The following is a 15,622-nucleotide window of genomic DNA, read 5'->3' on the forward strand; positions in this document are numbered from 1 at the left end:
ATGACGAGTTCCTTCGCCAATCGGACCGCGACCATGCCCGCGTAGGGATGGGTCGCTGCCAGAAGGATGAATTGACCCGCCGGTGGCATCCGGCAGAGAGTGAGCGGCAGTGCGGCAAGCACGTGCCGATCAGCGAAGAACAGGCGGCAGCGCGCCGCGCTTGGATCAGGAGCCAGAAACCATGAATTGGACGCACGATGCCCTGGGAGACGACCTGGCGGCGCACCTTCGCGGGATGACGGACCGGCGGGTCTGGGTGAATATGCAACTGGGCCCATCCGGTAGCACCCGGCCCGACGTCTACACGATCCCGTGCAGCTTTACCCGCTTCACCCCACTGGCTTACGAGTGCAAGGTCTCAGTCTCGGATTTCCGCGCTGACGTGACCAAGGGCAAATACACCGACTATCTCGCCTACGCAAGCGGCGTGATGTTCGCCTGCCCGGCCGGGCTTCTAAAAAAGGAAGACATGCCGAAGGGAGCGGGCCTGATGGTGCGCGGCGAAGAAGGCTGGCGCACGCTGAAGGCGCCGACGCTGGCGCAGTGCCCCGAGTTGCCGCGAAAGTTCTGGCTGAAGCTGCTCATGGACGGCGAGCGCCGCGACCACGAGCGCGAGGCGTATCTCCGCGACTATGCGGTGCGTGGACTGAACGAGCGGGAGGTGTCCGCCAAGATCCGCGCGAAATTTGGCGAAGCCGTGGCCGCCGCCATAGACGACCACCACAACCAGACCACCCGCCGACTGGATTCTCTGAAGTACCAGATCACCACGCAGATGGCGGTACTGGAAGGGGAGTTGAAGCGGATCGACGAGCGCCGCCGCGAGGCAAGGAAGTCTGCGGACGACCAGTGCTCGAAGCTGCTCACTGAACTGGCGGCTTTGGTTGGGATGGATCCAGACCCGGACAAGGTCTACGTGATGGCGAACCGCCTGCGCGACATGATCGCGCTCGCCCAAGAGGGATCCACGGTGAAGCGTATGCGCGAACTGGTGCGCAATATGAGCTACTCGTTCAAGGAATTCGGCGAGATGGAGTCGACGATTCAAGACGCAGCGCAGCCTTCGCGAGTGGCAGCGTGAGTAACGCCATCCGCTGGACGCCGGAGCAACTGGCGGCGCACCGGGCGCGCCAGCCCAAGCCGGTCGCCTCGAAAGCCGATCGCGCGGCGGCGGCGCTGAAGCGCATGCAGGCGAAGGGTCGACTGCCGCGCGGCACGATGAACAAGACCGAGGCACGGTATTCCGTCTACCTGGACCAGCAGAAGCTGACCGGCGCGGTTCTGTGGTGCCATTTCGAGGGCATCAAGCTGATGCTCGCCAAGAACACTTCGATCACGGTCGACTTCGCAGTGATGCCGGACAACGGGATTCTGGAGATGCGGGACGTGAAGGCCACAAAAGAGGCGATCACGGACGATGCGCGCGCAAAGATGAAAGTGGCGGCCGCCATGTACCCGTTTGTTTTCAAGTTCGTCTACCCGGTGGGGAAGGGTGCGGCGGGCTGGATTGAGGAAGAGATCTGATGGCCATCAACAAGAAGCGCCAGGGCAAGAAGTACCACCCGCGCGAGGTCCGCCGCGACATCACCGAGCTGCTGTTCGACGGCGACCAGCCGCTGGCCGACCACAAGCGCGCCAGCCTGCTGCTCGCCGTGCATGCCAGCGCCGCTTCCCTCATGAAGGGAGATGCGCCGCGCATCGTCTGGCACGACATCACCAACGCCCTGAACATCGCGCAGATCCTTTGCGAGAAAGCCAGCAACTCGGAAGTGGGGTTGGAAGTCATCTTTGCCGCCCAGAACGCCATGATTGCTGTCGGCGAGCGCTGTCATGCCGTTGGCCGGCTCGGCGTCTCGGGTGATGAGATCCGCGCGATCAATGATGGCATTGCCCTCTACGAGCAGCTTCTGGAGACGGTCACCAAGCGCCAATACACCCGAGCAATCGAAGAAGGCATTCGCCGGCTTGAGGCTGGAGACGTGGTGAAGCTGCAGCGCGCGGGCACGCCGCGCATGACAACAACTCATCTAGCCGCTTGATGGAGGCTCCATGCGTATCAAGTTTCGCGGGTTGAACCCGCTTCGCTGGGGGTTTGGCTACTGGCGCGCGCCGCGCGGCGCTGCTGTGCTCGAGCTTGGCCCGGTCGACCTTTGCCTGAATGTGAGATGACAGACCTGAATCTGATTGAGGCAGCCGCCCGCGCCGCGGGCTACGAGGTGCGCCGGTACCGCGTGCGCGAGCAGGAGGTGGTGCAGGTGACGGTGGGCGACGACCTGTGGGCGCAATACGACCCGCTGCACTGGCACGGCGACGCCTTCCGCCTGCAGATCGCCTGCGGGCTGACGGTGAAGACCGGCCCGCGGTATGCCACGGCCATCGCCTGGCCGGGCGGCGGGGCGCTGATCATTATCGAGCCGGTTGGAGACGACCCGGAGGCAGCGACTAGGCTGGCAATCACTTGCGCCGCCGAGGCGCTGTATCTACACAGGCAAGCAAAGGAGCCGGCATGACGGTATCGGAACTGGAAGGGGCGAAGCTGGATTTGTGGGTGGCTCGCGCTGAGGGCAAGTGCCACACGCAGAATCCTGGCGAGTGGGGGATGGCCGGCATCAATGAGCTTGGCCGGCTGTCCATCGCAAAAGTGTCGTGGGATTGCGCTCGCTACTTTGAGCCGTCAAAAAACTGGGCGCACGCTGGCCCGATCATCGAGCGGGAGCGCCCCGAGCTGATTCCGTGCTGGCCGGTTGGGGGCTGGTACGCACGATCCCGGCACCGCCCTTGCGATGGGGATCAGTACTACGGCGAGACGGCGCTGATCGCAGCCATGCGCGCCTACGTGGCCAGCAAGTACGGCGACGAGGTGCCGGCGGAATGACAGAGATCTACCGGGAATTCACCCTGTGCGGCCGCGCGGACTGGCAAGAGGTGGTGGCCGCGGTCAAGGCCGCTGCCCCGACCAAGGCCAGAGACGGCCGGCCGCTACGGTTGATCCTGGTGGGCGAGGGCGAAGACCGCCTGGAAGAGCAGGTGAAGTTCTACTGGTCGGCGGTGATCGAGCCCATTGCCGAGCAGGTATGGCTGGATGGCCGGCGCTTTAGCGAGAAGGCCTGGCACGAGCAGCTCAAGGGCATGTTCCTGCCGCCGCGCGAGATGCGCATGCCCGACGGGACGGTGCAGATGGTGCCGCCCTCGATCGCCCGGGGTGAGATCACGGTCGGCGCAATGGGGGAATTCATTATGGAGGTCGAGGCGCACGCCGCCACGACCTACGGAGTGGTATTCGATTGATGTGGTGCTCAATTCGGGGGAATTGGGATGGGAACATATGCAAGGCGGTATGCCGCCGCGGTCGCGGCTGGGCAATTGGGGTTTGCATTCCACTTCGAGGTGGAACGCGCAAAGACGCATCGGGGCAAAGTACTCGAGGTGCTGGCCCGGGCCGATGGCCTTCTGACTGGCCAGGAAGTCGCCCTGCGCACGGGCCTCTCATACAAGCAGGCCTTGAACGCCCTCATGGTGCTGCATGAAGAGCGCCGCATCTCGCGCGCCGGGCGCAAGTTCACTGCCCGCTGGGGGCGGGTGAAAACGAACGCCGGACACGACGGGCTGGAATCGTTCTTTCGCGGCCTCGTACCACATACCTAGAATTGCTGTCCAGCCCATAGGATTGCCGCATCCGCCAAGTAGCGCATCCGCGCCGGCCGGATGTCGGCATTCCCCTGGAGCAATCATGACCGTACGTGCAAAACTGCAACTGCAAAGCGTTACCAGCCACGCCTGGAGTGGCGACGCCAAGACCCTGAAATTCGGCGTGCAATACGACTCGACCATCCCGGAAGACCAGAAGTTCAGCAAGGCCACGCCGAGCGGCTCGATCGAGATCCAGGTCGACAACCCGGTGGCTGTCGCGCAGTTCGAGCTCGGCAAGTCCTACTACGTCGACTTCACGCCGGTTCCGGCAGTCTGAAGCCGGCTCACGCGCCCGGATTCACCTAAGCCAAAGATCATCTGCTAAGGGCAGACCATGAGCACTTGCGCATCCCATACCCGACGGAAAGCTCCCCCGGTATCCTTTCGGGTAGGGATGCGCGGCTGCACCTTCGCCGCCCTTGCCATCATCCTGAGCCTGTGGACCCTGGCGCTGTCAGCCATGGTGCAGGCTTCGGCGCCAGCAGCGCGCCCCAGCCAGACACAGGGATAGCGCCAGATGGAGCGGGCGAACGGCACTCTCGAGGACGTGGCAGCCGAGATCGGCTACACGGCCACCTCGCGTCTGGTCGCCTGGTTCGGCGGCGCCAACCTCTATGTGCCTGCTACCGCTACAGAAGACCATGCGGTAGCCCGACTGATCGGCCTGCCCGCATTCCGCCGCCTGGTGACTGAGTACGGCGGCACCACGCTGTCGGTCCCCGGTGGACATCTGGAAGAGATGGACCGCCGAGACCGCCTGATTGCCGAACGGTTGGGTTGCGGCGCCGGCCCGCGCGAAATCGCTGCTGAATTCGGCATCACTGAACGCCGAGTGCAGCAACTGCGCACCAGGATAGAGCAGACGGGTCTGATCCTGCTGCTCGTGCGTACGCGAGTTCGCAGTCCACGGGGCACGGCCAAGGCCGCCCACCCCAAGCAGGCCAGCCACCCGGCGCAGCTGCTGCTGCCTCTTCCTGATCCACAGTAATGGCCGGCGGGGTGATCCAATGAGCGTGACAGCCGAGGAACTGGAAGCGGTGCGTGGCCGCCTCATCGCGCAGCATGGGCTCGACATGATGGGTCTTGTAAGCCTCGCTGACTTCGTTGTGGTCGCGGCAGGTCCGGCCGACCCCGCAGTTTCTGATGGGCTCCATGCGACGGTTCGCGTGTGCATCGGGGCAAGGTTAGCTGAGATCGGCAAGACCTGGAGCCACTACACTGCCGCGTGCCACGCAATGTACGCCGCGCGCCATACCGTCGCTGAACTCAACGCGATTCCAGATTGATCGAGATTACTGGAATTTGATCCTATTGGGGCAGCAGGTCGTGCTCTCTCGCGTATTCCCGCAGTGCATCGTTCATCTTCGTCTGCCAGCCTTCTCCCTGGGTGCGGAACGCCTCAACAACGTCCACGTCATAACGCACTGAGACGAGCACTTTGCGCGTTTCACTGCGCGGGCGGCCCCGCTTCCCTAGCGCCTTCATCTTCTTGAAGTCCTCGGCCGGCACCTCGTAGGTGTCCGGGTCGGCGGCGATCCCGCGGTTGATTGCCGCGTCCTCTTCATCCGTCGGCATGATGATCCTAGGCTTGCTCGACATACGCCTTTACCTCTCGTCTGTTGGCGCGGCGCAGGCTGATAACGTGCATCGCATCACCCCGCTGCGTGAACACTACGCAATACAGCCGCTGGTCAATAACACCGAACCCGATCTCACGAAGTTCACGATAATCGTGGCGCGCGTCCGGATAGGCCATCACTGCCGACCAGTCCAATTCACGGGCCAATTCTAACGAGACGCCGTGTTTGGCGCGGTTGGATTCGCTCTTGGCCGGGTCGTATGTGATGTCCATATGAATTAGTGTAGCTACACAAAATAGATAGTGCAAGGATTATTTGTAGCTACAGATAAGCATAACTATATTCGATGTCGTTCCGCAGCTGCGTGAGGGGCCCCATGCAAGGTCGCCATGGCAAGACAGCCATCGGCAGCCGCACCAGCCAACTGGCACATGTCTGCCTACGGATGAGCGTTCACGCCATGCCGGGTGGAACCAGTCGCGCGCTTGGCTCGGCATGCGGGGGACCCTGACGGGCTCGGGCAACGTGCGGGGCCGAAGAGGCGCGGTCTTCGAGAGTTTTTCGTATTTCCAATCTTGATTCGGTGGGGATGGCCAGCCCCTATCGGCCCCGGCAGGCCGCCATTGGCCCTCAATCCACCGGCATAACCCCGAAACCCATTCCTTAACTCCGAAATCCGCCCGCAGGCACCGAGACACCCCATAACCGCAGCATTGGCGGCATGGACCGAAATCAAGTTGGCGCATCGGCGCCGCCCGGGCTCTACAGGATCGCCGCGGCGGCTGCTTTGGTTGGCATTTCTGCTGACCTGCTGGAGTCAGCCATCAAGCGTGGCGAGGCGCCGCTCACACTGTTGCGGCTGGGAAGTCGCGGCATGCTGTTCGTGCGGGCAGCTGAACTCCATGCCTGGCTTCAAGGGGTGGCGGCCGTCAATTCCAATGCGCCGGCCGCAGATCAACCTGCCCATGAGGGCGGCCCGGCATGAGCGAGTCCATCGATACATCCAGGGGCGGGAACGGGCACGGAGGGGCCCGGCCCGGCGCCGGCCGGAAGCCCAAGGACTACGTGAAGCCTGAGGCGATCGAGGCCTTCGACGAGGCGCGGGCGCGCAACGAGTCAGCAAAGGCTGACCTGAACGAGCTGGAGTTCAAGATCAAGAGCGGCGAGTACGTCGCGCGCGCCGCAGTCATCCAGGCTACCGCGACGGCTTACGCCGCCATCGCGCAGACGCTGCGCTCCCTGCCCGATCACCTTGAGCGCCGCCTTGCCCTGGCTCCCGAGGTAGCGGAAGAGGTCGGTCGCCAGATCGATGAGGCGCTTGGCGAATTGGCAACCGTCTTTGAGCGGATGGAGGTCAACGATGCTTGAGGATTCTGAGCATTACGACATGGCGCTGGCGGATGTCATCAGTCCATATGCCGCCTTTCGTCCGCCGAAGCGGATGACGGTCGCCGAGGGAGCAGCTCAGAACCTGATCATCAAGCAGACCGGCGGGCCGGCCATGTCATGGTCGCCCGACGAGACGCCCTACATGGTTGAGCCGATGAATATGCTCGCCAGCCGGCGCCACGAGGCGGTGGCGTTCGTCGGCCCGGCGCGAACCGGCAAGACCGCCGCGATGCTGCTGGGCTGGATGGCGCACGCCGTCGTCAACGACCCGGGCGACATGCTGTTCGTGCAGATGTCGCAGGACAAGGCCCGTGAGTTCAGCAAGACGGACATCGACCGCGCACTCCGGCACTCCCCAAACCTGGAGAAGATGAAGAGCAGGTCGAGCCAGGACGACACCGTGCATGACAAGCAGTTCAAGCATGGCATGTGGCTGAAGATCGGCTGGCCGACTGTCTCCAACCTATCGAGCTCGACCTATCGCTACGTCGCCTTCACCGACTTGGACCGGATGCCGGACGACATTGGAGGCGAGGGTGCACCGTTCCCACTCGGGCTCAAGCGCACGACCACATTCATGTCGCGCGGCATGGCTCTGGCCGAGTCGTCCCCGGGGCGCGACCTGACCGATCCCAACTGGCGGCCGGTCACACCGCACGAGGCGCCCCCAACGAACGGCATTCTCGGCCTGTACAACGGCAGTGACCGGCGGCGCTGGTACTGGAAGTGCCTCGACTGCCGCAACTGGTTTGAGGCGGAACCCGGGCTCGGCCTGTTCAACCTCCCGCCCGAGGATCAACTGGGTCAGGCGGCCCGCGAGGGCGACATCAATGCGCTCGCCGACACCTACAACTTCATCGTTTGCCCGCACTGCGGCTCGATGCACCTGCCGAAGCGGAAGCCCGAGCTCAATCGCAATGGTATCTGGCTCCCCGATGGCGCGCAGATCACCGCAGACGATGAGATCATCGGCGAAGCGGTTACTTCACCCGTCGCCGGCTATTGGCTCGGCGGCGTGGCCGCAGCGTTCCAGTCGTGGAAGTCCCTGCTGTTGCGCTATCTGCAGGCGCTCCGGCAGTACGAGCTCAGCGGGGACGAGGAACCGCTAAAGAACACGACCAACGTCGACCAGGGCATGCCGTACATGAGCCGGCACCTGGCGAACGCGGCGGCCGACACGAACGACCCGGAGAGCCGGAAGGATGGGGCGCTTGAACGGTATGTCGTCCCCGACGAGACGCGCTGCCTAATCGCCGCCGTGGACGTGCAGGGCGGCACCAACGCGCGCTTCGTGGTGCAGGTGCACGCGATCGGGCCGCACCTCGAGCAGTGGCCCGTGGACCGCTACAACATCACCGAGTCGGCGCGCGAGGGGATGGGCGGCATGGCCCCGATCGACCCGGCGTCCTACGCTGAGGACTGGGATATGCTCACCGAGCACATCGTGCGCGCGACGTACCGCACCAGCATCGAGGGGAAGGAACTGCGGGTCAAGCTGACCGTGGTGGACTCGGGCGGCGAGGATGGCGTAACCGACAAGGCATACGATTGGTTCCGTCGCATGCGGCAGCAGGGGTACGCGCAGCGGATCATGCTAGTGAAAGGCGCCTCGTTGCGCACAGCGCCGATGATCCGTGAGTCGATGGTTGGCGGCAAGAACGGGAAAGAGGGCGACGTGCCGCTCTATAACCTCAACCCGAACCTGCTGAAAGATGCGGTGTGGACTGGGCTCAAGCGTCAGTCGGCCGGGCCCGGCTACATCCACCTGCCGAAGTGGCCGGCGCAAGCGTTCTTCGACGAGCTGCTCCGGTCGGAGGTGCGCATGCCGAACGGTACCTGGTCGCAGGTGCGCAAGCGCAATGAAGCGCTGGACCTAGCGGCGTACATCCGCGCTGGCTGCCTGCGCCTCGGACTCGACAAGTTGAAATGGGGCGAGATGCACCTTACACCCACCTGGGCGCGCCCCCTAGCCGAGAACAGCGAACTCATCACGACCGAGGATCGGCGCGAGATGAAGGCGAACGAACCCGTGCCTCCTGCGCCGGCCAGCACGTCACAGGCGGCCCCGCAGCTCGCCCGGCGCCGCGTTGCTCGGTCCCCGTACCTAGGCTGAAGGCGAAATCTGGCCGCAGGCGGGGCTGCGGACCCCACAGCACAATCGGCGTGCTTCTATCCACAGGTGCACGCCGCATGCCAGTCACTCAAACGGACATCGATGCGCTGAACACCGCCATCGCCTCGGGCGAGCGGCGGGTCACGCTCGGCAGCCAGAGCATCACCTACTACAGCATCGCCGAGATGATCCAGGCACGCAACGACCTGATGCAACAGAAGGCGATTGCCGACGCCGAGGCGAGCGGCACGCCGCAGCGTCGCCGCACCTTGCTCTACCAGAGCGGGCGGGGGTACTGATGATCGGCCGCATCAAAACTGCCATCGCACGCCAGGTCGCGCAGATCGTCGCGCGCTACGACGCGGGCGGAAACGGCCGGCGCATGCGCGGCTGGAATGCCCCCAACGCCGGCCCGAATCGGGTGCTGCTGTCGGCCACAAAGGTACGCGACCGGGCGCGCGACGCCGGCCGGAACGACTGGACCGCCTCGGCTGGTGCTCAGCGGTGGGTGACAAACCTTATCGGCACCGGCATCGTGCCGCGCGCCAAGAAGATCGCCGACAAGGAACTGAAAAAGGTCGTCACCGAACTGTGGGACCGATGGGTCAAGCAGTCCGACGCCGATGGCGTGCTCAATTTCTATGCCCAACAGGCTATGGGGACTCGCGCCTGGATCGAGTCTGGTGAGGTATTCGCGCGCATGCGCTACCGCCGCAAGGGTTCGATGGAGGTGCCGCTCCAGGTTCAATTGATCGAATCCGACTTCGTGCCTCAGTTCGATTCCGACTATTGGCCTGGCATGCCGACCGGAAACCGCATCCGCCAGGGAATTGAGCTTGATCGCATCGGTGCTCGCACCGCTTACTGGGTCTACCGCGCGCACCCCACCGATTTCACCACCGAGACGATCGACAAGTCGCACCTGGTCCGCGTGCCGGCGGCCGAGATGCTGCATATCTTCGAGCCGAAGCGTCCGGGGCAGCTTCGCGGAGTGCCTGAGTTCGCCTCGGTGCTGGCGCGCCTGCGCAACGTGGCCGACTTCGACGATGCGGTATTGGAGCGCCAGAAGCTCGCCAACCTGTTCGCGATGTTCGTCGAGAAGGCGATGCCGACAGTCGGCGCTGACGGTGTTGATCCGCTCAGCGGGCAACTCATCGGGTATGGCGCGGACGGCATGCCGCTCGCTGGCCTGCAGCCGGGCATTTCGCAGGAGCTGGCGCCAGGTGAAAAGGTCGTGTTCTCAAGCCCGCCCGACGCTGGCACGACGTACAGCGAGTACATGCGCACGCAGAATCTCGCCACATCGGCAGGCCAGGGCGTGCCATACGAGGTGCTTTCCGGGGACATCATCAACGTGTCAGACCGGACCTTGCGCGTCATCATCCAAGAGTTCCGACGCTTCGCTGAGCAACGCCAGTGGCACGTCCTCATTCCTATGTTCTGCCAGCGCGTGCGCGACGCATGGGTCGATCAGGCCGCCCTGGTCGGGGCGATTCCGCGGTCGGCCATTGCCGACGCCACCGCTGTCGAATGGGCACCGCATGGCTGGCAGTACATCCACCCGGTTCAGGACGTTCAGGGCAAACAGATGGAGGTCGATAGCGGCTTCCGGTCCCGGTCCAGCGTCATCGCCGAGCGCGGGGATGACCCCGAGACGGTGGACGCCGAGCGCGCGGCAGATCTTAAGCGAGCCGAAGAGCTTGGGCTGCCAACCACTGCTCCGCAGGCCGGCGCAGCAGCTCCAGCCGGAGATAGCGGGGGTGCGGTGCCGCCCGGCCACAACCCGAACACCAAAAGAGGGAAATAGCCGTGATGAGTTTTCGAGACTTGATCACAGAGTTGGGTAAGGCGGCGCCGGCAGCAGTCATCGGGTTCTTGCAATGGCTGACCAACGCCATCCCGACCCTGCTGCTCTGGATGACGTTCGTCTACACGGGCCTTCAGATGTACGTTTTCATCCGGGACAAGGTGCGGCGCCGCCAAACGGACTGACACGAAATCCGCCCGCAGGCGGTTCGCCTTGCGGAAAACCACAATCCGCATCATTCAGAGGACTGCCATGAAGACCTGGTACACGATCACCGCAAAGGCTGACGCGCCCGCCGAAATCTCCGTCTACGACGAGATCGGCGCGTGGGGCGTTACCGCAAAGAGCTTCATCGCTGACCTTAAGGCGCTCGGCGATGTGAAGCAACTCACGCTCTCGATCAACTCGCCGGGCGGTTCGGTATTCGACGCCCTGGCGATGTTCAATGCGCTGCGCGGCACCGGCGCGGAGATCACCACGAAGGTGATGGGCATTGCCGCCAGCGCGGCGAGCCTGCTGGCGATGGCCGGCGACAAGCGGGTCATGCCGGCGAACGCTTTCATGATGGTGCACAACCCCATGAATGGCGTGTTTGGCAATGCCGCCGATATGCGCGGCATGGCCGACGTGCTCGACAAGATCAACGCATCGCTGATCGCCACCTACGTCGCGCGCACTGGGCGCTCGGAGGCCGAGGTGAAGGCGCTGCTGGATGCCGAGACATGGCTGAGCGCCGAAGATGCGCTTGCGCAGGGCTTTGCCGATGAGGTCGAGGCTGCGCTGACGGTCACCGCCAGCTACGACATCGACCGCCTGCCGGCGAACATCCAGGCGGTATTCAAGGCGGTCGCGGACCCCGCTGCCGCCGAAGCTGCTGCCGCAGAAGCCGCCGCAGAAGCCGCCGCGGCCGCAGAAGCAGCTGCCGCCGCTCAAGCCGCAGCTGCTGCCGCCGTTGCTGCTACGCCGTTCGCTGATCAGGTGCTCAACCTGGCAACGGCAGCCGGCGTGCAGGGATTTGCCGCGCACTGGGCTCTCGCCACCGGCGACATCGGCGAAGTGAAGGCGCGCATCGAGGAAGCCCGCGAGATCCAGGCGCTGTGCGCACTTGCAAAGCGGCCCGACGACGCGGCGGCATTCATCCATGCGCGCACGTCGGTCGAGAAGGTGCGCGAGAACCTGGTCAACCGGCGTGCGACGCAGGACGAACAGGTTCAGATCGACACGGCCGCACGTTCCAAGAATTCGTCCGCCAAGGCTGCGCAGCCCGAGGCGGTGAGCGCTTCTGGCATCTGGGCTGCGCGCCACAAGGCATATCAATAAGGAGTTGAGTCATGACGATGTACACCGAAGGCTTGCACACGGCTGAGTTCCTGCTGGACGATGAGGATACCTACAGCCGCGAGCAAGTGACCATTGACGCTTCCGCACCCGAGATGTCGGCCGGCACGGTGCTCGGCAAGCTCACCGCGAGCGGCAAGTACGTACCGTACAACAACGCGAACACGGACGGCTCGCAGACCGCAGTGGCGATCTTGTATGCCCATGCACCCGACCTGACCGTCGATCAGAAGGCCACCATCGTCGCCCGCCAGGCAGAAGTTGCATCCTATGCGCTGGTCGGCCTGGATGCGCCCGCACGCGTCGAACTCGCCGCTGTCGGCATCATCGTCCGCGACTAAGCCGCGGTAACGACAACCCAATTTCAGGAGAACCGCAACATGCCGGCACTCGATATTTTCCAGAACGACGCCTTCGGCGTCGTGTCGCTCACCAAGGCGATCAATGACATCCCGTATCAGCCGAAGCGCCTGGCGCAACTCGGCTGGTTCTCGGAAGAGGGTGTCACCACCACCGCGCTGATGCTGGAGCGCGAGGGCACCACTATCAGCCTGATCCCGTCTGGCTCCCGCGGTGCTCCTGGGCGCCCGGAAAAGGCGGACAAGCGCAAGCTGGTGTCCTTGCCGTCCGTCCACCTGCCGCAGCGGGCGACCATCAACGCTGACGAGGTGCAGAACGTGCGCGCATTCGGCAGCGAGAGCGACGAAATGACTGTCCAGACCCTGGTGAACAAGCGCCTGGTGAAATTGCGTCGCAATATTGACACCACGATCGAGTGGCAGCGCATGGGCGCCGTCAAGGGTCAGGTGCTCGATTCGGACGGCTCGGTGCTGCTGGACTTGTTTCAGACGTTCGGCCTCACCAAGACGACCAAGGCGCTGAACCTCAACGTCGATGCGACCAAGGTCCGCTCGGTGGTCGTCGGTGCGAAACGCACGATGGAGCAGAAGCTCGGCGGCATGGAGTATTCTGGCATCCGCGTTCTGTGCTCGGCGTCGTTCTTCGACGCCTTCGTTGATCACCCGGCCGTGCAGCGCGCATGGGACAACTTCCAGGATCGCGCCCAACTCCAGGAAGACCTGCGTGGTGGCTTCAAGTTCGCGGGGGCGTACTGGGAAGAGTACCGTGGCAACATCAGCGGACAGTCGTTCATTGCAGACGGCAAGGCGCACATGGTTCCCGAGGGCGTGCCTGACCTGTTCAGCACTACCTACGCGCCGGCCGACTACATGGAGACGGTGAACACCATCGGCCTGCCGTACTACGCCAAGCAGGAACTGATGGAGTTCAACAAGGGCGTGGAGATCGAGGCGCAGTCGAACCCGATCACCTTCTGCACCCGCCCCGACGCGCTGATCGAGCTCTCGATCTCGTAATCGCGTGGCACTGAGCGCGTTCAACCGCCTCGCTGACCGCATCCTCGCTCGATTGGGTGAGGATGCGGTTTTGCGTACTGCGGAAGGGTGCCGAGTCAATATCGAGCACAACGTCGAGGTTGCCGGAAACGACGGGCAGATGGTCTATTCGCGCTCGGTGGCCACGATGCTGAAGTCCCTCAAGCCGCGCATCGGCGACCCCTTGGTGTTCGTCGATGCCGCCGGTATCCCGATCCCCGGGCAGGCATACGCGATTGACTCGCCATCCTTCGAAGAGAACGGGTACACCGCGCGGTACATCCTCCGGAGTGTGTAATGGCACGTCTCAGCAGTTTCTCGGTCACAGTGGATACCGTCGCGCTCGAAGAGGTCGCGCAGTCGCTTAGTCGTATTGACGGTGCCGCGCTCGGCCGCGCCGCGATGACGGCGGTGAATACCGTTGCCGAGCAAGCCTTCAACGACGCCCGCAAAAAGATGAACGAGGGCATCAACCTGACAGACGCCTATCTGCAGGCGAACATGACGTTCACGCCGGCCACGGACACGGTGAAGCCGACTGCAGTGGTTACCGCGCGCCGCGAGCACTCGACGCTGACACGCTACGGCGCACAGCAGTTGACGAAGCCCGTGCGGTTCCCGAACGGCTCGTTCACACCAGGCAAGATGGGCAAGAATCCGCGCAAGGCCGGCGCGATGCTCCCCTGGAAGCTCCGCACGGGCGACGAGAGCCGTGGCATCCCGGTCAATATGAAGCAAGCGGGCCTCTCCGTCGAGGTGACGCGCGGCAGCCGCAAGCCGATCAGTTATGCGTTCGTTATCCACGGGCGCAACGGCAATCTCCTGACCGCCAAGCGCGTGCCAGGCACTCGCCGCAAGATCGAGGTGCTATATGGCCCCTCGGTCTACCAGTTGTTCCGGGCCGCCCTGGACACGACGTTCCTGACAAACGTGTCGGACCGCCTGAGCAAGACTGTTGTGACGCTCACGACCGACGAACTGAAGAAGGCACTGGCATGAGCAAAGCAAGCGACATCGCGGCAGAACTGACCACGCGTATCGCCAAGATCACCAAGGTGAACGGCTATGCCACCGACATCGGCAGGCATGTGTTCCGCGGCAAGCGCCGCCTGGACGAAGAAACGCATCTTCCGTGCACGATTCTGGTTGAGGGCAACGACTCGCCGAAGACCGACGACAGTCTCACCGCAGTAGGCATCGAGCAGGCCTACGTGTTCGAATCGCATGATGCCTGCGATCCGGATAACCCGAACGACAAGGCCCACCTGATGATCGCAGACCTGAAGCGCGCGATCTTCTCCGGCGAGCCGAAGCACGGCATGCGCCTGAATGGCAAGGTGAAGGCGCTCAACTACAAGGGGCGCGTCATGGGTGCGCGCGAGGACGGTGCCAGCATGGTGTTCGCCGGCATCCATATCACGGTTTTCTATACCGAAGACCTGACCAACCCCTGACGAAATTCCCCCGCAGGCGGGTAGACCCCCGGATCGCCACACTTCCACCGTGCCAGTGTGGCGATTATCGGAGATACCCCTATGTCTGCTCGTGGATTTCTTGGCGCTGGCGATCTTTACATCGCCCGCTACAACCCCGTCACGGCTGCATACGACGCCTTCCAAGGTCCGTATGAAGCCAAAAAGTTCGAAATCAAGCCGTCCGTGGACATCAAGGACTTGGCTTCGCGAGGCCGCAGCACCTACGGCCAGGTGATCGAGACGGTCACGCTGCCGAAGCCGACCGAGTTCACCGTCGAACTCCCGGAAGTCAACAAAGAGTCGCTGGCGATCGCGTTGCTGGGCACCACAGTGGACATCAACACTGCGGCGGGCACCATGACCGACCAGCCGGTGACCGCCAAGTTGGGCTCGTGGTCCGAACTGCCCAACACCAACTTCTCGCAGACCGGGTTCGCTGTCAAGAACACGGGCGCAACGGTCACCTACGTGCTCGGCACCGATTACGAAGTCAACTGGCGTATGGGCTGGATTCGACCCCTGATCGGCGGCGCGATCGCCGATGGCGCAGCGCTCAAGGTCAGTGGCGCGTACAACGCGGTCACTGGCACGCAAATCAACGGCTCGACCAACAGCCAAATCCGCGCCAAGTTCCGACTGGATGGCATCAACTTTGCCGACCAACTGCCCGTGATCGTCGACATCTACGAAGGTGTCGTCGCCTCGAACAGCGCATTTGACTTTCTCCAGAACGACTTCGCTACGGTCACGCTACCGGGTCGCCTGAAGACGCCGGCCGGCCGCACCGAGCCGTACAACGTCAAGCTGCTCAGCACCGCGACCTAAAGCGGTAGGCG

General features: G+C 63.6%; 25 protein-coding genes. 23 read left to right on the top strand and 2 right to left on the bottom strand.

The genetic code is table 11. The annotated features are described in order from the left end of the window. Window positions 1-181: 181 nt before the first annotated feature. From AB4061_RS00190 to AB4061_RS00235, 10 genes are all read left to right on the top strand, one after another. Window positions 182-1,081 (top strand): hypothetical protein, encoded by a 900-nt coding sequence (locus AB4061_RS00190; RefSeq protein WP_441629827.1) that lies wholly within the window; start codon window positions 182-184, stop codon window positions 1,079-1,081. Continuing rightward, complete coding sequence (locus tag AB4061_RS00195; RefSeq protein ID WP_441629829.1) at window positions 1,078-1,524, top strand: hypothetical protein; 447 nt, start codon at window positions 1,078-1,080, stop codon at window positions 1,522-1,524. Before AB4061_RS00190 ends, AB4061_RS00195 begins: the two co-directional genes overlap by 4 nt. After that, on the top strand, window positions 1,524-2,039 hold the full coding sequence (locus AB4061_RS00200) for a hypothetical protein (protein ID WP_441629831.1): 516 nt from the start codon (window positions 1,524-1,526) through the stop codon (window positions 2,037-2,039). The genes AB4061_RS00195 and AB4061_RS00200 overlap by 1 nt, the downstream gene beginning before the upstream one ends. Before the next feature lie 126 nt (window positions 2,040-2,165). Then, window positions 2,166-2,510: a hypothetical protein gene (locus AB4061_RS00205; protein ID WP_441629833.1), complete on the top strand. Its 345-nt coding sequence runs from the start codon at window positions 2,166-2,168 to the stop codon at window positions 2,508-2,510. Then, window positions 2,507-2,875, top strand: coding sequence for a phage protein NinX family protein (locus AB4061_RS00210; RefSeq protein ID WP_441629835.1), 369 nt, complete (start codon window positions 2,507-2,509; stop codon window positions 2,873-2,875). Before AB4061_RS00205 ends, AB4061_RS00210 begins: the two co-directional genes overlap by 4 nt. Then, window positions 2,872-3,288, top strand: a complete 417-nt coding sequence (locus AB4061_RS00215) for a recombination protein NinB (RefSeq protein WP_441629836.1) — start codon at window positions 2,872-2,874, stop codon at window positions 3,286-3,288. The genes AB4061_RS00210 and AB4061_RS00215 overlap by 4 nt, the downstream gene beginning before the upstream one ends. Before the next feature lie 27 nt (window positions 3,289-3,315). Then, entirely contained in the window at window positions 3,316-3,645 is a 330-nt protein-coding gene (locus AB4061_RS00220) for a hypothetical protein (RefSeq protein ID WP_441629838.1), read from the top strand. 85 nt (window positions 3,646-3,730) lie between these two features. Beyond that, window positions 3,731-3,967 (top strand): hypothetical protein, encoded by a 237-nt coding sequence (locus AB4061_RS00225; RefSeq protein WP_441629840.1) that lies wholly within the window; start codon window positions 3,731-3,733, stop codon window positions 3,965-3,967. 240 nt (window positions 3,968-4,207) lie between these two features. After that, window positions 4,208-4,678, top strand: coding sequence for a hypothetical protein (locus tag AB4061_RS00230; protein ID WP_441629842.1), 471 nt, complete (start codon window positions 4,208-4,210; stop codon window positions 4,676-4,678). Between the two features lie 19 nt (window positions 4,679-4,697). Further along, on the top strand, window positions 4,698-4,976 hold the full coding sequence (locus tag AB4061_RS00235; protein WP_441629844.1) for a hypothetical protein: 279 nt from the start codon (window positions 4,698-4,700) through the stop codon (window positions 4,974-4,976). A 22-nt stretch (window positions 4,977-4,998) separates the two neighbouring features. On the opposite strand, the gene AB4061_RS00240 is transcribed toward AB4061_RS00235, so the two are convergent. Beyond that, a complete protein-coding gene (locus AB4061_RS00240) occupies window positions 4,999-5,289 on the bottom strand; it encodes a BrnA antitoxin family protein (protein WP_441629846.1) in 291 nt (96 codons plus the stop codon). Next, window positions 5,273-5,542: a BrnT family toxin gene (locus AB4061_RS00245; protein WP_441629848.1), complete on the bottom strand. Its 270-nt coding sequence runs from the start codon at window positions 5,540-5,542 to the stop codon at window positions 5,273-5,275. The genes AB4061_RS00240 and AB4061_RS00245 overlap by 17 nt, the downstream gene beginning before the upstream one ends. A 449-nt stretch (window positions 5,543-5,991) precedes the next feature. Between AB4061_RS00245 and AB4061_RS00250 the strand changes: the two genes are divergently transcribed. The 13 genes from AB4061_RS00250 (at window position 5,992) to AB4061_RS00310 (ending at window position 15,611) form a co-directional block, all read left to right on the top strand. Continuing rightward, window positions 5,992-6,255, top strand: a complete 264-nt coding sequence (locus tag AB4061_RS00250) for a helix-turn-helix transcriptional regulator (protein WP_441629850.1) — start codon at window positions 5,992-5,994, stop codon at window positions 6,253-6,255. Continuing rightward, window positions 6,252-6,638 carry a DUF1441 family protein gene (locus tag AB4061_RS00255; RefSeq protein ID WP_441629852.1) on the top strand — a complete coding sequence of 129 codons (387 nt, stop codon included), beginning with the start codon at window positions 6,252-6,254 and terminating at the stop codon, window positions 6,636-6,638. The genes AB4061_RS00250 and AB4061_RS00255 overlap by 4 nt, the downstream gene beginning before the upstream one ends. Beyond that, a complete protein-coding gene (locus tag AB4061_RS00260; RefSeq protein ID WP_441629854.1) occupies window positions 6,631-8,772 on the top strand; it encodes a phage terminase large subunit family protein in 2,142 nt (713 codons plus the stop codon). Before AB4061_RS00255 ends, AB4061_RS00260 begins: the two co-directional genes overlap by 8 nt. A gap of 77 nt (window positions 8,773-8,849) precedes the next feature. Then, the gene (locus AB4061_RS00265) at window positions 8,850-9,071 is read left to right on the top strand and encodes a phage head-tail joining protein (protein ID WP_441629856.1); all 222 of its coding nucleotides are present in this window, start codon (window positions 8,850-8,852) and stop codon (window positions 9,069-9,071) included. Next, entirely contained in the window at window positions 9,071-10,579 is a 1,509-nt protein-coding gene (locus tag AB4061_RS00270; protein ID WP_441629858.1) for a phage portal protein, read from the top strand. The genes AB4061_RS00265 and AB4061_RS00270 overlap by 1 nt, the downstream gene beginning before the upstream one ends. A gap of 5 nt (window positions 10,580-10,584) precedes the next feature. Continuing rightward, window positions 10,585-10,764, top strand: a complete 180-nt coding sequence (locus AB4061_RS00275) for a hypothetical protein (protein WP_441629860.1) — start codon at window positions 10,585-10,587, stop codon at window positions 10,762-10,764. 67 nt (window positions 10,765-10,831) lie between these two features. Next, entirely contained in the window at window positions 10,832-11,899 is a 1,068-nt protein-coding gene (locus AB4061_RS00280; RefSeq protein WP_441629862.1) for a head maturation protease, ClpP-related, read from the top strand. An 11-nt stretch (window positions 11,900-11,910) separates the two neighbouring features. Beyond that, the gene (locus AB4061_RS00285; protein ID WP_441629864.1) at window positions 11,911-12,258 is read left to right on the top strand and encodes a head decoration protein; all 348 of its coding nucleotides are present in this window, start codon (window positions 11,911-11,913) and stop codon (window positions 12,256-12,258) included. Window positions 12,259-12,297: 39 nt separating this feature from the next. Further along, complete coding sequence (locus AB4061_RS00290) at window positions 12,298-13,293, top strand: major capsid protein (protein WP_441629866.1); 996 nt, start codon at window positions 12,298-12,300, stop codon at window positions 13,291-13,293. 4 nt (window positions 13,294-13,297) lie between these two features. Further along, the gene (locus AB4061_RS00295; RefSeq protein WP_441629868.1) at window positions 13,298-13,609 is read left to right on the top strand and encodes a hypothetical protein; all 312 of its coding nucleotides are present in this window, start codon (window positions 13,298-13,300) and stop codon (window positions 13,607-13,609) included. Continuing rightward, on the top strand, window positions 13,609-14,310 hold the full coding sequence (locus tag AB4061_RS00300; protein WP_441629870.1) for a phage tail protein: 702 nt from the start codon (window positions 13,609-13,611) through the stop codon (window positions 14,308-14,310). The genes AB4061_RS00295 and AB4061_RS00300 overlap by 1 nt, the downstream gene beginning before the upstream one ends. Continuing rightward, window positions 14,307-14,765: a hypothetical protein gene (locus AB4061_RS00305; RefSeq protein WP_441629872.1), complete on the top strand. Its 459-nt coding sequence runs from the start codon at window positions 14,307-14,309 to the stop codon at window positions 14,763-14,765. Before AB4061_RS00300 ends, AB4061_RS00305 begins: the two co-directional genes overlap by 4 nt. 81 nt (window positions 14,766-14,846) lie before the next feature. Then, window positions 14,847-15,611, top strand: coding sequence for a hypothetical protein (locus AB4061_RS00310; protein ID WP_441629874.1), 765 nt, complete (start codon window positions 14,847-14,849; stop codon window positions 15,609-15,611). The last annotated feature ends 11 nt before the right edge of the window (window positions 15,612-15,622 follow it).

Source organism: Cupriavidus sp. YAF13, assembly GCF_052113425.1.
Taxonomy (GTDB): Bacteria; Pseudomonadota; Gammaproteobacteria; order Burkholderiales; family Burkholderiaceae; genus Cupriavidus.

Bases quoted from the DNA above. Each gene is read 5' to 3' on its own strand.
- AB4061_RS00190 (WP_441629827.1), top strand. From the start codon at position 182: ATGAATTGGACGCACGATGCCCTGGGAGACGACCTGGCGGCGCACCTT.
- AB4061_RS00200 (WP_441629831.1), top strand. From the start codon at position 1,524: ATGGCCATCAACAAGAAGCGCCAGGGCAAGAAGTACCACCCGCGCGAG.
- AB4061_RS00205 (WP_441629833.1), top strand. From the start codon at position 2,166: ATGACAGACCTGAATCTGATTGAGGCAGCCGCCCGCGCCGCGGGCTAC.
- AB4061_RS00210 (WP_441629835.1), top strand. From the start codon at position 2,507: ATGACGGTATCGGAACTGGAAGGGGCGAAGCTGGATTTGTGGGTGGCT.
- AB4061_RS00215 (WP_441629836.1), top strand. From the start codon at position 2,872: ATGACAGAGATCTACCGGGAATTCACCCTGTGCGGCCGCGCGGACTGG.
- AB4061_RS00220 (WP_441629838.1), top strand. From the start codon at position 3,316: ATGGGAACATATGCAAGGCGGTATGCCGCCGCGGTCGCGGCTGGGCAA.
- AB4061_RS00225 (WP_441629840.1), top strand. From the start codon at position 3,731: ATGACCGTACGTGCAAAACTGCAACTGCAAAGCGTTACCAGCCACGCC.
- AB4061_RS00230 (WP_441629842.1), top strand. From the start codon at position 4,208: ATGGAGCGGGCGAACGGCACTCTCGAGGACGTGGCAGCCGAGATCGGC.
- AB4061_RS00235 (WP_441629844.1), top strand. From the start codon at position 4,698: ATGAGCGTGACAGCCGAGGAACTGGAAGCGGTGCGTGGCCGCCTCATC.
- AB4061_RS00240 (WP_441629846.1), bottom strand. From the start codon at position 5,289: ATGTCGAGCAAGCCTAGGATCATCATGCCGACGGATGAAGAGGACGCG.
- AB4061_RS00245 (WP_441629848.1), bottom strand. From the start codon at position 5,542: ATGGACATCACATACGACCCGGCCAAGAGCGAATCCAACCGCGCCAAA.
- AB4061_RS00250 (WP_441629850.1), top strand. From the start codon at position 5,992: ATGGACCGAAATCAAGTTGGCGCATCGGCGCCGCCCGGGCTCTACAGG.
- AB4061_RS00255 (WP_441629852.1), top strand. From the start codon at position 6,252: ATGAGCGAGTCCATCGATACATCCAGGGGCGGGAACGGGCACGGAGGG.
- AB4061_RS00260 (WP_441629854.1), top strand. From the start codon at position 6,631: ATGCTTGAGGATTCTGAGCATTACGACATGGCGCTGGCGGATGTCATC.
- AB4061_RS00265 (WP_441629856.1), top strand. From the start codon at position 8,850: ATGCCAGTCACTCAAACGGACATCGATGCGCTGAACACCGCCATCGCC.
- AB4061_RS00270 (WP_441629858.1), top strand. From the start codon at position 9,071: ATGATCGGCCGCATCAAAACTGCCATCGCACGCCAGGTCGCGCAGATC.
- AB4061_RS00275 (WP_441629860.1), top strand. From the start codon at position 10,585: ATGAGTTTTCGAGACTTGATCACAGAGTTGGGTAAGGCGGCGCCGGCA.
- AB4061_RS00280 (WP_441629862.1), top strand. From the start codon at position 10,832: ATGAAGACCTGGTACACGATCACCGCAAAGGCTGACGCGCCCGCCGAA.
- AB4061_RS00285 (WP_441629864.1), top strand. From the start codon at position 11,911: ATGACGATGTACACCGAAGGCTTGCACACGGCTGAGTTCCTGCTGGAC.
- AB4061_RS00290 (WP_441629866.1), top strand. From the start codon at position 12,298: ATGCCGGCACTCGATATTTTCCAGAACGACGCCTTCGGCGTCGTGTCG.
- AB4061_RS00300 (WP_441629870.1), top strand. From the start codon at position 13,609: ATGGCACGTCTCAGCAGTTTCTCGGTCACAGTGGATACCGTCGCGCTC.
- AB4061_RS00305 (WP_441629872.1), top strand. From the start codon at position 14,307: ATGAGCAAAGCAAGCGACATCGCGGCAGAACTGACCACGCGTATCGCC.
- AB4061_RS00310 (WP_441629874.1), top strand. From the start codon at position 14,847: ATGTCTGCTCGTGGATTTCTTGGCGCTGGCGATCTTTACATCGCCCGC.